Here is a 12,861-nt window from a genome sequence, read left to right as displayed (position 1 = left end):
AACATGACGAGCCTGGCTTCGACGATAGCAGCGGAAATCCAGCCGATCAGGCATTCCTCGATCCCGGCCAAGGTCGGCCTCACGCTGGTGCTGGCCGCGCTCGCCGACTGGCTGTTCTACGGCCAGCGGATCGGGCTGGCGCTGACGCTCTTTGCGGTCGCGATGGCCTGCGTGTTGGTGCTCTTCAATCATGCGGCCCTGGATCTGCGGCGCGCCATGATCGGCACGGCCATTCTCGTCGCCGGCCTTGTTCCGGCCGTCGAGGAGCTCAACATGCTGTCCTTCCTGATCCTCACCATGGCGCTGGCCATTGCGCTTCTCATCGCGACCAATCCTGAAACGACCGGGTTCGCTGAGCGAGCCCGCGCGCTGCGCAATTTTGTCCTGTTCGGCCCTTCAGGTTCTTCCTCGAGGCGCTCCAGGTCTTCAACATGTCGGCGTTCACCCGCGGCCTTGCGCTCTGGCTGCTCCCGGCAGCGCTCGGCACCGTCTTCGTCGCGCTGTTCGCTGCGGCCAATCCGGTGATCGAGCAGTGGGTGTCCCTGCTCAATCCAAAGCTCATCCTCGAATATATCAGCATCCCGCGCGTGCTGTTCTGGGCCATGATGCTGGCGCTGGTCTGGCCGTTCATCCATGTGCGCTGGCGGCGCAGGACGATTGTCACCACCGCCGTTGCCGACGGCCCCGTGCCGCCCCCGCTCCCGCCCTTGGTCTCGGCCGAATTTCTGAACCCCTCCACCATCCTGCGCTCGTTGATCCTGTTCAACCTGCTGTTCGCGGCGCAGTCCATCCTCGACGGGATCTATCTCTGGGGCCATGTGGCGCTGCCCGACAATTTGACCTATGCGGCCTACGCCCATCGCGGCGCCTATCCGCTGATAGCGACCGCGTTGCTCGCCGCCGCCTTCGTGCTGGTGGCGATGCGCCCGGGCGGGGCGGCCGAGAAATCGAAGGTGATCCGGCCGCTGGTCTATCTCTGGGTCGGGCAGAACGTGCTGCTCGTCGCCTCCTCCATCCTCCGCCTCGACCTCTATGTCGATATCTACATGCTGACCTATTGGCGCATCGCGGCCTTCATCTGGATGGGGCTGGTGGCGCTCGGGCTGGTCCTGATCGTGGCGCGCATCGCGCTCAACCGGTCCAACCAGTGGCTCGTCGGTGCCAATCTGATCGCGCTGACGATCGTGCTTTATAGCTGCTCGCTCGTGAACTTCGATGCGTTCATTGCCGACTACAATGTCGTCCACAGCCGGGAAGCTTCGGGCAAGGGCGTGCAGATCGACATCAACTATCTCCTGACGCTCGGGCCGCAGGCGCTGCCTGCCATCGACAAGGCGCTTCTGCTCCGGCCCGGCGCCCCCGAGAGCTGCCTTGTGTCGCGCCGCGACCGCCTTGTAGAACAGCAGCGCCAGGATCTGGCCTGGCGGAGCTGGGGCTTTCGAAGCTGGCGGCTCCAGCGCAGGCTGGACGCGCAGGCGAAGGATCAGCAGGCAGGCTGAGGAAGCGGAGAGGTTCTTGGCGCATCGCATTCTCATCGTCGACGACGAGGGCCACATCCGCGAGGTCATCCGCGTCGCCCTGAAGAAGGCCGGCATGGACGTGATCGAGGCGCGCGACGGCAAGGAGGCGCTTACCCGCTTTGCCGCCAACAAGCCCGACCTGATCGTGCTCGACATCGGCATGCCCGAGTTCGACGGGCTCGACGTCTGCCGAGAGATCCGCAAGACGTCCGACGTGCCGATCCTGTTCCTGTCGGCGCGCGACGAGGAGATCGACCGCATCCTCGGCCTCGAGATCGGCGGCGACGATTACGTGACGAAGCCGTTCAGCCCGCGCGAGCTGGTGGCGCGGGTCAATGTCATCCTGCGCCGCCTCAGCCCGCGCAATGGCGAGGCCAAGGCCGGGCCGGGCGCGCTGTCGCAAGGCGGCCTGCTGATCGATCCCGAGCAGCATGTCGCATCCTTTGCCGGCACGCCGCTGAAGCTGACCGCGATCGAGTTCGGCATCCTGCGCGCGTTCCTGACCCGGCCGACCTCGGTGTTCAACCGCGAGCAGCTGATGCGGGCGGCCTATCAGCTCAACATCCAGGTCTCCGATCGCACCATCGACAGCCACATCCGCAACATCCGCGCCAAGCTCGCGGCGCACAATTGCGAGAACGTGATCGAGACCATCCACGGCGTCGGCTTCAAGCTCGGCCGCTGCGAGAAAGAGGCATGAGCGCAGCGCCCGACAAATGGCGGCCGTCGCTCACCCTCGTGATTTTCACGGTGCTGGCGACCGTCGGCGTGCTGCCGCTGGTCGGCCTGTTCTTCTTCCGCCTCTACGACAACCAGCTCATCCGCCAGACCCAGGCCGAGCTGATTGCGCAGAGCCGCGTGCTCGCGACGATCTATGCGCAGGAGGTCACGGCGCGGCTCGACAGCGGCCTGACGCTCGGCGCCGATGTGCCGCCCAATGTGCTGCCTGACCCCGGCGACCAGGTCACCCCGATCCGTCCCGCGCTCGACCTCACCGCCAACGATCTCTTGCGGCGGCGGCCCGATGCGCAAGCCGCGCCCCAGCCGGCGCAGCCAGCCTATGTCGAGATCGGCGCAAAGCTGACGCCGATCATCCGCGAGACCCAGAAGGTGACGCTGGCGGGCTTTCGCATCCTCGATCCGCAGGGCGTGGTGATCGCCGGGCGCTACGAGGTCGGGCAATCGCTCGCCCATATCGAGGAGGTCGCGGACGCGCTGCACGGGCAGTACCGCGCCACGCTGCGCAACCGCGTCCCGGATCGACCGCCGCCGCCGATCTATTCGTTCAGCCGCGGCCTCGGCGTGCACGTGTTCTCGGCGATGCCCGTCATCGTCAACAACCGCGTCGCCGGGGTGATCTACACCACGCGAACGCCGAGCAACATCTTTGACCATCTCTACCAGGAGCGGGCCAAGTTCGTGCTGGCGGGGCTCGCCGTGATCCTCGGCACGATCGCGATCGGCCTGGTATTCTCGCGCACCATCACGCTGCCGATGCGCGAACTGATCGACCGCGCCGCGCGGATCGGCCGCGGCGATCGCGAGGCGTTCAGGCCGCTCCGGCATTACGGCACCCGCGAATTCGCCCAGCTCTCGCACAGCTTCCTCGGCATGGCCGAGCAGCTGGCGCGGCGCTCGGACTATATCGCGACGTTCTCGGCCCACCTCACCCACGAGCTGAAATCGCCGCTGACCTCGATCAAGGGGGCGGCCGAGCTGCTGCAGGATTCGTTTCAAGGAAAGCCTGAGGGCCTGACGCCGGCCGAACAGAAGACGTTCATCGCCAACATCCTGTCGGACACGCAGCGGCTGGAGGCGATGGCGCAGCGACTGCGCGAGCTCGCCCGCGCCGAGAGCCTGCCGCAGAACGAGCGCACCGAGCTTGCGCCCGTGATCGCCGACCTCCGGAGCCGGTTTCCGGCAAGCTCAATCGAGGCCAGCGGCCGCCTCGACAGGGCGATCGGCATGTCCGGCGAGAAGGCGCTGATCGTGCTGTCGCATCTCGCCGACAACGCGATGCGGCACAGGGCGAGCACGATCAGGCTGGAGGCGGTGGACGAGCGGACGACCCTGCTTGTAACGGTCAGCAATGACGGCGAGCCGATTTCGGCGCCGAACCGCGACAGGATCTTTGATGCGTTCTTCACCACCCGCCGCGACCAGGGCGGCACCGGGATGGGGCTGGCGATCGCGCGCGCGGTGATGGCGAGCCATGGCGGCTCGATCAGGCTCAAGCCGACCGACGAGGGCGCGGCCTTCGAGCTCCAGTTTCCGATAGCCTAGATCGCGAACACCCAGGCGGCGACGATGGTGCCGATGGTGACCAGACCGGCGATGGTCCAGCCGGCGGCATATTCCAGCTCAGGATGACCGGTCGCCCGCATGATCTCTGCCGGATCGGCGGTATGCTTCTCTGCCATGACAGCCTCGCACGTTTTTTTCCGTGTCCTATGTAAGTCGCATCAGCCGCCAATAGGTTCCATCACGGAAATGCGAGCAATGACGCAGCTTGGTCTATTCGCCGACCCGCAAGCCGGTCCTGCCGGGCTTCGCTATACCGATGACTTCGTCGAGGCCGCCGTCGAGCAGGACTTGATCGGCCGCATCGCAGCATTGCCGCTGCAGCGCTTCCAGTTCGGCGCCTTCGAGGGCAACCGCCGGGTGGCGTCGTTCGGCTATCGCTATGACTATTCGCTGCAACGGCTGGCCGAGGCCGAGCCGATCCCGGACTGGGTCCTGCCCGTCGCGCGGCAGGTCGAGGCCTGGGCGGGCCTCGCCGACGGCAGCGTCCGGCAGGTGCTCTGCACCGAATATGACGCCGGCGTCGGCATCGGCTGGCACCGCGATAAGCTGCATTTCAAGGAGGTCCTCGGCCTGTCGCTGGGCTCGCCGTGCAAATTCCGCTTCCGCCGCCGTAGCGGCGACAAATGGGAGCGCCACGCGCTCGAAGCCCTGCCGCGCTCGCTCTACCTGATGGACGGCGAGGCGCGGTCGCAATGGGAGCACAGCATCCCGCCGGTCGAGGCACGCCGCTATTCGATCACCTTCCGGACGATGAAGCGGGCATAGCGGCCGGTCCAAAACTAAAACTGCGAAAACAACCCCATGCACAGTAGAACGCGCGGCCTGCATGCGGCCGCGGTCGCGCGCCTCAAATGTTTGACACGTCGGGCCAAAACAGCCGCGCCGCGCAATCGCCGCGCGGTTCGCGGATTTTCCCATCAATTGCCGGCCAGGGACAAGACGTCGGGCGGAAGAGAAGCCGCCACTCGACTCTCCGCAAGATTGTAAGTTAATCTCGCTTCTATCGGCCGGTCTATTTTTAACCGATGTTGCAGCATTTCAGGGCGCGGCACGGCGCCGTCCCGGCAGAAGACATTTTCAAAGGAAGCTCGCGATGCGTTCGCTGTTTGCGCGGCTGCACCGGCGTTACGGGCCCAGGATTTCGGGGGCGGAGCGCCAGCGGCGGGTCAAGGACAAGCTCGCCCTTCAGCCCACCCCGCCCACAATCCGCTCACCCACCGCGCTCCGCGCGCTGGCGGTGCGACGCCCGAAAGTCGCGATCATCGGCGGCGGCTTCGCCGGCCTGATGGCGGCCTCCGAGCTCGTCGCGCATTGCGAGGTGACGCTGTTTGAGGCCCGCGACCGCTTCGGCGGCCGGGTTCTCAGCAAGAAGAAGCCGAGCGGGATCGTCGAGGCCGGCGGCGAGTTGATCGGCTACAACCATCCGCTCTGGCTGAAATATGCCAAGCGATTCGAGCTCGGCCTGTCCGTCATCACCTCGGACACCAATTTCGACGCGCTCGAGCTCGACATGCCGGTGTTTCTCGACGGCCACAAGCTGTCCGACGGCCAGATGAAGCTGGTCTATCACGAGATGGACGATGCTTTCGGCAAGCTCAGTCGTTGGGCCGGCAGGGTCAAGCCTGACAAGCCCTGGCGCGCCAAGGGCGCAAGGAAACTCGACGCCAGGACGATTGCGGACTGGATCGCCAGCCTCGACTGTTCGAAGCTCACCAAGCACGCCATGGAGGAGCAGTTCTCCAATGACGCCGGCCAGCCGACCACCAAGCAGAGCCTTCTCGCCAACCTGGCCGTCGTCGCGGGCGGACGGATGAAGAACCAGATCGACGCCTTCTTCACCCAGACCGAGACTTTGCGCTGCTCGGAAGGCAATCAGGAGCTCGCCATTCGTCTCGCGCGGGACATCGAGAGCAACGGCGCCAGCACCCACCTGTCGACGCCGGTGCGCGCCATCCGCATCGACAGCGAAGGCGTGACCCTGGAATTCAGCCCCTCCGGCAACGGAACGGCACGCGCGCCCTTCGCCGCCGATTATGCCGTGCTCGCGATACCGCCGAGCCTGTGGCCGGACTCACCCAACGCCAAGATCACGATCAGCCCCACCTGCCGCACGATTACTACGTCACGATGGGGACGGCGGTGAAATATCTCAGCCCGCTCAAGAAGCGCTTCTGGATCGGCGAGGGCCTCGCCCCGACGGCCATCTCGAACCAGTTCGGTGTCACCTGGGAAGGGACGGACAACCAGATCGCCCCGCCGGAGCACCCGGTCGAGCTCAGCCTGTTCGCCGGCGCCGACGTCGCGGCGGAAGCTCTCAAGCACTACCAGCCCGGTGACCAGACGCAGGTCGACGCGTTCTATGCGCAGCAGATCGGCAGCGTCTACAAGGGCTATGTCGCGCATCTGGCCGATCAGCCGGAGTTCATGGCCCGGCCGCGCGACGAATGGACCGCCGCCGGCTATTCCTGTCCCGCCCCAGGCGAGGTCTGCCGCGCCGGGCCGCTGCTGGCCAAGGGCTTCGAGGACCGCCTGTTCTTTGCCGGCGAGCACACCTGCTTTGCGTATTTCGGTTACATGGAAGGCGCTCTCCAGTCCGGCCAGACGGCGGCGGCTGCGATCATCAAGGCGATCGACAAGCAGCCTGAAGCGCATGGCTCTGCCCGGACTAGCAATTCTGTCATAGGCTCGGGACGCCTTGCGGCGGCGAAGCCGTGACCGGAGAGGAAGCGACGCGAATGACATTCACGACAGGGGCTCGATCCAGGATTTGGGCCCGCATCCTCTCCGCGCTCGCTTTTGCCGGCGCCTTCAACGCCGCCGGAGCCTCGGGGGCAACGCCTGCAAAAGTCTCGGGCTCGACGGCGCTGGCGCTCGCGGGCGTGATCGCGCCGCTGTCGCCGGACCTGACCGGCGCCGAGAGGAAGGCGGTGGCGATGCTGTTCGCCGCCAATGCCGAGATTTCCTACAAGAAGCCGATCGTGGTGACCGTGGACAGAATCGTCTGCCGCACCGGCAATGTCGACATCACGCTACGCAATTGCGAGCTGACCTTCGGCAAGAAGAGCAGGACCGTGAACGGTTCGACGGCCAATGAAATTTTCGCGACCGAAGCGCTCGCCGGCATTCCGCCCGATGGTGCGGCGGGATCGAACTTCGAGAGCCTGAGCAAGCTGAGCTGCACGATCGACCCCAATGCCATCCGCCGCAAGGACGGCAGCGGAGCCGACTGCACGTTCCAGCCGGGGAATTGAACCGCGCATGGGCAAGAACATGGGTAGGAAACCGGGTGCCGTGAAATCGCCTCAAGACCAACTAACTAATAAGGCGAATTGAAAAGACAGGCCAAACGCGCGAACCCATATCGGGCACGCAGGGCCGGCACCAACATACCAACATGAAGAATTATCTCGCTTTCTTCCTCATCCTGGGCATGACGGCAGCCTCCGCACACGGTCCGTTGCCGGCGCGGCTCACGGGGCCGTCTGATCTCGTCCGGGTGGGCCTCACCGACAACGACACGACCGCCGGCGGCACCGCGCGGCTGTGCGAGCAGATCTCCTTCTCGCGCGGGCTGCGCTACGGCGACAGCGAGGCCAATGTACTCGACGTCGCCACCAGCAGCGAGACCAAGGCGGATACGCCCCGGCCCGTGCTGCTGTTCGTGGGGGGCGACACCTTCACCGGCGATCGCGGCGCGCCGGACCTGTCCCGCGAGGTCCAGGACCAGGCGATGTGCTTTGCCGCGCGCAACGGCATGATCGGCGTGCGCGTCAACTATCGCTTTGCGCCTGCGGCGACTTGGCCGATGGGTGCAACCGACGTCGCGGCGGCGTTATCCTGGGTCCACGGGAATATCGACCTGTTCAATGGTGATGCCCGCGAGATCGTCGCGGTCGGCTACGGCGCCGGCGCCTTCCATGTCGCCACCTTGCTGGCGCATCCCGAGTTCCAGACCGACCGTGCCGATGTCGCGGCCGTCGTGCTGGTGTCCGGGATCTACCGCGCGGGCAAGGACGCGAGCGAGCGCGAGAAGGCCTATCTCGGCACCGACCCCACCCAATATGACAAGCGGTCCGTCTTCCCCGGCATCCTCAACGTCGATGCGCCGATCGTGCTGGCCTGGGCCGCGAACGATCCCGCGAACCTGGTGGCGCAGGGCGAGACCTTGAAGAAGACGCTGTGCGGCGCCGGCCACTGCCCGCGCAGCACGCTGCTGCGCAGCCGCGACGGCATCGCCGCCGCCTTCGGCCTCGACGGCTCCAGCGACAGCCTCGCCGAACCGACCCTGCTGCTGGTGCATCAGCTCGAGGCGCGGGAGCTGCCGTAGCAGCGAGCTTGCTTCAGATTAGGCCACAGGCTCAAGACGCCGCTTTTGAACGGTCGAGCTGCGACCCGGATGAAGAGCACGGCTCCGCTGTTCTACCCCTGTTGGCAAATCACCTTCGCGCGCTAAACCTTGTGCACGGCGTTGTCACCGGTGGTGACCTTGATATCGGCATAGCGACAGGCGCCGTGGCGGCGCTGGAACGGCGCCACGGCCAGCAGCCAGATTTTCGAGATGGCCTTCGCCGATCCGCCGATATGGGCGGCGTAGTCCGCTGCGATGTCGCGCTCCTGCGCTTGCCAGGTTCCGAGGTCCGCCTTCCCGGAACGTACGATCATGTGTGTCTCGATCGCGTTCCAGGCGGGTAACGGGCACCGGAAGACCTTGCCTTCAGGCAAATATTCGCTCCAGACATATGTGAGATCCTGTCCGTCTTCGAACTTCACGCCGATCGAAAGATAGTCGTGGGTCGCAGCCTGGTCCTCCGGGACGACGGACGGCAGTTGATCTATTTTCCAGCGCCATGCGAGGCGCGGACGGGAGGCCAATGGAAGCGGCAGCGATTTCTCGATGATGCTGACATGGCCCGTGATGTCGCAGACGATCTCGCCGTCGGCATCCTGACTGAAGACTTGCTGTCCACCCCCGAAACCGAGCAGGTTCGACCACCCAGCCGGCAGCTGGCCGCCACGCTCGAGACGCGCAAGCTCGGACTTGAGCTGACCACCCACGTCGCCATGCGCCAGGAGACTCTTGACGCCGACGCTGGCATCCCCGCGCCACAGCAGGGCGACACCTGTCATCTTGACATCCGCCTTCTTGTAGATGTCTTCCGGCGTACCCAGTGCTCCGTCCTCGTTGGCCCATTCCGCAGCCGAACGCGCGACCTCGATGCGTCCATCGTGGGCGACCGTCATGGTTCCTGTATCCAGCATCGGGTTGTACATCGGCCGTAGCCCGCGCGTGCGCGCGTGGAAGATCAGGCCGGGACCGAACCAGAGATCGTGCTCACGGGACAGCCACATGCGACCGCTCAGGAGAAACGTCACCTGCTGGCCGCGCGTAGCGTCGAGACCGAGATCGGTCCAGGGCAGATCGGCGCCGTTGATCTCGAACGCCTTGTAGGCGACCAGTTCCGGTGAATTCGCCTTCGCAATGATTTCCTTGATTCCGCTCACCACATCCGCTGGCGCCGGAGCGCCCTGCTCTGCCGCACGCGCGGTCTGCAATGCGGGACCGGCAAAGGGCACGACAAGGCCGAGCGCCGATGCGCGTAACATGACGTCACGTCGGGAAATTTTCCCGGCCGGTGATGAGAAGCCAAGACAAGCAAAGCACATGCATTCCTCCCTGCCCCTACGCGACACGGGCGTTTGGCCGTATTCCATCGGGATTCGAATGCTATGCTTTCGCGCCGAGTTCAGCCTGCCATGACGTGCCGACTTGGCCGCCTGTTTGGCGCGTGAGGGCAGATGCACCAGACCGGTTACACACGCGCGAGCACGCTCGGTCCGATCGCCAAGGTCGTGACCGCCGCCGGGGGATCGATCGAGCGGGTGTTTCGCCGCGCCGATCTTCCTCTTGCCTTGCTGGAATCCCCGGACACGCTGTTGCCACTGCGCGATCATTTCCGGCTGTTGATGGTAACCTCGCGGGAATTGCACGACGAAGTCTTTGCGGCCCGGCTTGGTCGCCAGACGTCGATTGCGGGCCTCGGAGTCTTCGGCAGATGGGTGACTCAGGCCCCGACCTTGCTCGAGGCAATCCAGCGCGCCGGGACGAGCCTGCCGCACATGCTGCAGAACGCCACGCAGCTGGTCGTCCGCCGTTACGACAGCGACATTCACTGGTCGTATGAATTGACCGACCCTGCGCGCGACGGGCGCCAACAGAACGAGATGCTCGCGATCTGGTACATGATTGCCGTCATCAGGCATTTTGCCGGTCCCGGCTGGCTGCCGAGCCGGATCGTCCTTCAGGATATCGCAAACCGGTTGCGAAGTCCGGTCGGCGAGTTGATGGGCACGGACACGGCAATCGGCAACACCGCCAGCGCGATCGTTTCGACCGGCGACTGCTGACGGCCGTCAATCCAAATCTAGAACAAGACGATGGGCTGAGCGCAAGCGAACTCGGGCGCATCTTTGACCTGCCGGATCCGGAAGATCTACCGGGCCGTCTGTCCGTCCTGATCGAACTGGAGCTGCTCGATCGGCGTCCGACCCTTTCACGCATCGGAGACCGGTCGGGACTCGCGCGACGGACTCTGCAGCGCAGGCTCAGCGACGTCGGCCTGAGCTATAGCGACCTGCTGCGAAACGCGCTACAGCGCCGGGCGGTGCGACTGTTGTGCCGGACGGACCGATCGATCGGCGAAATTGCGTCCATGCTTGGCTATGACGATCCCGCCCATTTCTGCCGGGCCTTCCAGCGCTGGAGCGGCGTGCCTCCCACCCATTGGCGACGTCTGCTCGAATCGCGACGGCGGCCGGACACGGAACGCGCCGCCAAGATGTTCCCGGGCCGGTCAGAATAGCGCAACGCGCGCCCCCGGCTGCCGTAGCGTCGCGTCAGCACGCCTGCCGTTTCATTCGCGCGGCTGTCGCAACCGGCCACAGGATTGCCAAACGCTTGACGTAGATCAACTCGCCTTGGTGCGGATCAAGCCGACCTCGTTGGGGGCCAACGACAAGGTGTCGAGCATGCGCGTCACCGGCAGACTGCTGTTCGTCTTGATTGCCGCTCTCGCCTCTCTGGGGGCGATGTCCCAGCAGCGTTCGGAGCAGCCCATTTCCGGCGATGAAATCCGCATCGGCAATGTCATGCCGTATTCGGGACCGCTCTCGGAATTCGGCGCCATCGGCCAGGCGGAAGCCGCCTATTTCGACATGGTCAACGCGCGCGGCGGCATCAACGGCCGCAAGATCCGCTTCATCACGCGCGACGACAATTCCGATCCGGCCACCGCGCTGGAGCTGACGCGCAATCTGGTCGAGAAGGACGACGTGCACCTGATGTTCGGCTCGTTCGGCACGCCCGGCAATATCGCCACGCGCTGGTACCTGAACGAGAAGAGAATCCCGCAGCTGTTCGTCGCCTCCGGCGACGAGGAGCTGAGCCAGGCCAAGGCGTTTCCCTGGACCATGGGCTGGCAGCCGTCGTTCCGGTCGGAGGGGCGCATCTATGCCAACTACATCCAGGCCTATTATCCCAAGAAGAAGATTGTGGTGCTCTGGCAGAACGACCAGTTCGGACGCATGCTCTACCGGGGCATCCAGGAAGGTCTTGGCGACCTGAACCGCCTCGTCCTCGTCGACATCGCCTTCGACATCAACGATGAGCATCTCGAAGGGCACGTCTCGATCCTCAAGCGCGCCGGCGCGGACATCTTCGTCTTCCTCGGCGTGCCGTCGACGGCGTCCAAGGTGATCAAGCTGGCGGCGTCACTCAAATGGCGCCCGGTCATCATCGTCAACGACGCCTCCGCCTCGATCGCCAACGCGATGGCGCCCGCGGGCCTGGAGAATTCGGCCGGCGTGATCTCGGCGGCCTTCCTGAAGGATCCGAGCGACCCCGCATGGAAGAACGACCCCGCCATGAAGGACTGGTTCGCCTTCATGGACAAGTACCACCACGCCGAAAGCACCAACAACAGTGCCGCGCTCTACGGCTACGCCGCGGCCGAGGCGCTGACGCAGGTGCTGAAGCAATGCGGCGACGACCTGTCGCGCGAGAACATCATGCGTCAGGCGGCTTCGCTGCGGGATCAGCAGCCCTCCGTCGCCTTGCCCAACATCAGGATGAACACCTCGCCGAACAGCTACCTGCCGATCAAGCAGATGCGGCTTGTCCAGTTCGACGGCCGTTCCTGGCAGCCTTTTGGCGACGTGATCGAGACCGCGTTCACGGAAGGGGCGGCGCGGTGAGTCTCGCGTCGGTCTCTCCGCATCGAACACTGCCCGTGTTGAGAGATCACCCCACCCCGCTCGCGCTGCGCGCGATCGACCATCCCCCTCCAGGGGAGGGTAAGAGCGCACCCTCACGCCGGCTTCAGCGAAGCCAGCGCGTTTTCCAGCAGCGAGCGGACGCGCGCGGCATCGCCTGACTTCACCACGGCGGGGTCGAGATAGAGCTCGAGCCCGGGCGCGCGCTCGGTGATGACACCGCTCTTCTCCGCCGCCGCGTCGTTGAGCGCATCCACCGAATAGGGAATGATTTCTCGGCTGATGCCCTTCATCGTGATCGCGGGCAGCGCGTGGGCGCGGACGATGTCGCTGACCAGAGCAAAGGTCTCGTAGCTCAGCACGATGCCGCCGGGCTCGGCGATCGATTGCAGGCGCGCGGCGAGGTTCGCTTCGGCACCGATGATGGTGTAGTCCATGCGGTCGCTGCTGCCGAAATTGCCGACATTGCAATAGCCGGAGTTGATGCCCATCCGCGAGCGGAACGGCTGCTCGATGCCGGAAGCGCGCCACTTCGCATTGAGCTCGGCAAGGCGCTGCTGCATGCGCCAGGCCATCTGGAGGCAGGCCTCAGCGTCCGCACGGTCGCCCCTGGTCTCGGGGTCGCCGAAGAAGATCAGCATGGCATCGCCGATGAACTGTAAGCGACGTTCGCGTCCCACTCGCAAAGGTTTGGCGTGGGGATTGCAGTCTGTTGATCAACGTGTTTGCAAATCGTTGGCGGGGGGTATGGAGGCGGCAACGACGGAGA

General features: G+C 65.1%; 14 protein-coding genes and 1 pseudogene. 12 read left to right on the top strand and 3 right to left on the bottom strand.

Annotated features, from left to right (window positions below; genetic code table 11):
• Nucleotides 1-3: 3 nt before the first annotated feature.
• The 4 genes from QJT78_RS53220 to QJT78_RS31420 are packed head-to-tail and all read left to right on the top strand — an operon-like array spanning nucleotide 4 to nucleotide 3,803.
• On the top strand, nucleotides 4-525 hold the full coding sequence (locus QJT78_RS53220) for a hypothetical protein (RefSeq protein ID WP_312016840.1): 522 nt from the start codon (nucleotides 4-6) through the stop codon (nucleotides 523-525).
• The gene (locus tag QJT78_RS31430; protein WP_312016839.1) at nucleotides 432-1,499 is read left to right on the top strand and encodes a DUF4173 domain-containing protein; all 1,068 of its coding nucleotides are present in this window, start codon (nucleotides 432-434) and stop codon (nucleotides 1,497-1,499) included. Before QJT78_RS53220 ends, QJT78_RS31430 begins: the two co-directional genes overlap by 94 nt.
• Nucleotides 1,500-1,515: 16 nt before the next feature.
• Nucleotides 1,516-2,220, top strand: a complete 705-nt coding sequence (locus QJT78_RS31425; RefSeq protein ID WP_038942537.1) for a response regulator transcription factor — start codon at nucleotides 1,516-1,518, stop codon at nucleotides 2,218-2,220.
• Nucleotides 2,217-3,803, top strand: a complete 1,587-nt coding sequence (locus QJT78_RS31420) for an ATP-binding protein (protein WP_028147915.1) — start codon at nucleotides 2,217-2,219, stop codon at nucleotides 3,801-3,803. The genes QJT78_RS31425 and QJT78_RS31420 overlap by 4 nt, the downstream gene beginning before the upstream one ends.
• On the opposite strand, the gene QJT78_RS31415 is transcribed toward QJT78_RS31420, so the two are convergent.
• Complete coding sequence (locus QJT78_RS31415) at nucleotides 3,800-3,940, bottom strand: hypothetical protein (RefSeq protein ID WP_007597071.1); 141 nt, start codon at nucleotides 3,938-3,940, stop codon at nucleotides 3,800-3,802. The two genes, QJT78_RS31420 and QJT78_RS31415, sit on opposite strands and share 4 nt — an antisense overlap.
• Nucleotides 3,941-4,019: 79 nt before the next feature.
• On the opposite strand from QJT78_RS31415, the gene QJT78_RS31410 reads away from it, so the two are divergent.
• The 5 genes from QJT78_RS31410 (at nucleotide 4,020) to QJT78_RS31390 (ending at nucleotide 8,151) form a co-directional block, all read left to right on the top strand.
• Entirely contained in the window at nucleotides 4,020-4,589 is a 570-nt protein-coding gene (locus QJT78_RS31410; RefSeq protein ID WP_028147914.1) for an alpha-ketoglutarate-dependent dioxygenase AlkB, read from the top strand.
• A 328-nt stretch (nucleotides 4,590-4,917) separates the two neighbouring features.
• Complete coding sequence (locus QJT78_RS31405) at nucleotides 4,918-5,967, top strand: FAD-dependent oxidoreductase (RefSeq protein WP_038942542.1); 1,050 nt, start codon at nucleotides 4,918-4,920, stop codon at nucleotides 5,965-5,967.
• Nucleotides 5,964-6,539 (top strand): FAD-dependent oxidoreductase, encoded by a 576-nt coding sequence (locus QJT78_RS31400; RefSeq protein WP_157790240.1) that lies wholly within the window; start codon nucleotides 5,964-5,966, stop codon nucleotides 6,537-6,539. Before QJT78_RS31405 ends, QJT78_RS31400 begins: the two co-directional genes overlap by 4 nt.
• Nucleotides 6,540-6,559: 20 nt before the next feature.
• A complete protein-coding gene (locus QJT78_RS31395) occupies nucleotides 6,560-7,075 on the top strand; it encodes a hypothetical protein (RefSeq protein WP_049807504.1) in 516 nt (171 codons plus the stop codon).
• Nucleotides 7,076-7,218: 143 nt separating this feature from the next.
• Nucleotides 7,219-8,151: a carboxylesterase family protein gene (locus QJT78_RS31390; RefSeq protein ID WP_028147911.1), complete on the top strand. Its 933-nt coding sequence runs from the start codon at nucleotides 7,219-7,221 to the stop codon at nucleotides 8,149-8,151.
• A gap of 122 nt (nucleotides 8,152-8,273) precedes the next feature.
• Here the strand turns inward: QJT78_RS31390 and QJT78_RS31385 are convergent, their stop codons facing one another.
• A complete protein-coding gene (locus QJT78_RS31385) occupies nucleotides 8,274-9,428 on the bottom strand; it encodes a DUF3047 domain-containing protein (RefSeq protein WP_240537525.1) in 1,155 nt (384 codons plus the stop codon).
• 192 nt (nucleotides 9,429-9,620) lie between these two features.
• Between QJT78_RS31385 and QJT78_RS31380 the strand changes: the two genes are divergently transcribed.
• From QJT78_RS31380 to QJT78_RS31370, 3 genes are all read left to right on the top strand, one after another.
• Nucleotides 9,621-10,229, top strand: coding sequence for an AraC family transcriptional regulator ligand-binding domain-containing protein (locus tag QJT78_RS31380; RefSeq protein WP_240537526.1), 609 nt, complete (start codon nucleotides 9,621-9,623; stop codon nucleotides 10,227-10,229).
• A complete protein-coding gene (locus QJT78_RS53215; RefSeq protein WP_309249046.1) occupies nucleotides 10,223-10,684 on the top strand; it encodes an AraC family transcriptional regulator in 462 nt (153 codons plus the stop codon). The genes QJT78_RS31380 and QJT78_RS53215 overlap by 7 nt, the downstream gene beginning before the upstream one ends.
• Nucleotides 10,685-10,850: 166 nt before the next feature.
• On the top strand, nucleotides 10,851-12,074 hold the full coding sequence (locus QJT78_RS31370) for an ABC transporter substrate-binding protein (protein ID WP_028147909.1): 1,224 nt from the start codon (nucleotides 10,851-10,853) through the stop codon (nucleotides 12,072-12,074).
• 113 nt (nucleotides 12,075-12,187) lie between these two features.
• Here QJT78_RS31370 and QJT78_RS31365 read toward each other — a convergent pair.
• A pseudogene (locus QJT78_RS31365) lies at nucleotides 12,188-12,751 on the bottom strand (adenylate/guanylate cyclase domain-containing protein); the annotation flags it as partial.
• Nucleotides 12,752-12,861 lie beyond the last annotated feature (110 nt).

It is taken from the genome of Bradyrhizobium sp. Mp27, from assembly GCF_029953005.1.
Lineage (GTDB): Bacteria > Pseudomonadota > Alphaproteobacteria > Rhizobiales > Xanthobacteraceae > Bradyrhizobium > Bradyrhizobium barranii.
Note: the sequence above shows the minus strand (reverse complement) of the source record. Positions and strands in the feature narration are given on the sequence as shown.

Excerpts from the sequence above, each read along its gene's own strand:
- QJT78_RS31430 (WP_312016839.1), top strand. The coding sequence starts at position 432 with ATGTCGGCGTTCACCCGCGGCCTTGCGCTCTGGCTGCTCCCGGCAGCG.
- QJT78_RS31380 (WP_240537526.1), top strand. The coding sequence starts at position 9,621 with ATGCACCAGACCGGTTACACACGCGCGAGCACGCTCGGTCCGATCGCC.
- QJT78_RS31415 (WP_007597071.1), bottom strand. The coding sequence starts at position 3,940 with ATGGCAGAGAAGCATACCGCCGATCCGGCAGAGATCATGCGGGCGACC.
- QJT78_RS31395 (WP_049807504.1), top strand. The coding sequence starts at position 6,560 with ATGACATTCACGACAGGGGCTCGATCCAGGATTTGGGCCCGCATCCTC.
- QJT78_RS31370 (WP_028147909.1), top strand. The coding sequence starts at position 10,851 with ATGCGCGTCACCGGCAGACTGCTGTTCGTCTTGATTGCCGCTCTCGCC.
- QJT78_RS31405 (WP_038942542.1), top strand. The coding sequence starts at position 4,918 with ATGCGTTCGCTGTTTGCGCGGCTGCACCGGCGTTACGGGCCCAGGATT.
- QJT78_RS31410 (WP_028147914.1), top strand. The coding sequence starts at position 4,020 with ATGACGCAGCTTGGTCTATTCGCCGACCCGCAAGCCGGTCCTGCCGGG.
- QJT78_RS53220 (WP_312016840.1), top strand. The coding sequence starts at position 4 with ATGACGAGCCTGGCTTCGACGATAGCAGCGGAAATCCAGCCGATCAGG.
- QJT78_RS31420 (WP_028147915.1), top strand. The coding sequence starts at position 2,217 with ATGAGCGCAGCGCCCGACAAATGGCGGCCGTCGCTCACCCTCGTGATT.
- QJT78_RS31385 (WP_240537525.1), bottom strand. The coding sequence starts at position 9,428 with ATGTTACGCGCATCGGCGCTCGGCCTTGTCGTGCCCTTTGCCGGTCCC.
- QJT78_RS31390 (WP_028147911.1), top strand. The coding sequence starts at position 7,219 with ATGAAGAATTATCTCGCTTTCTTCCTCATCCTGGGCATGACGGCAGCC.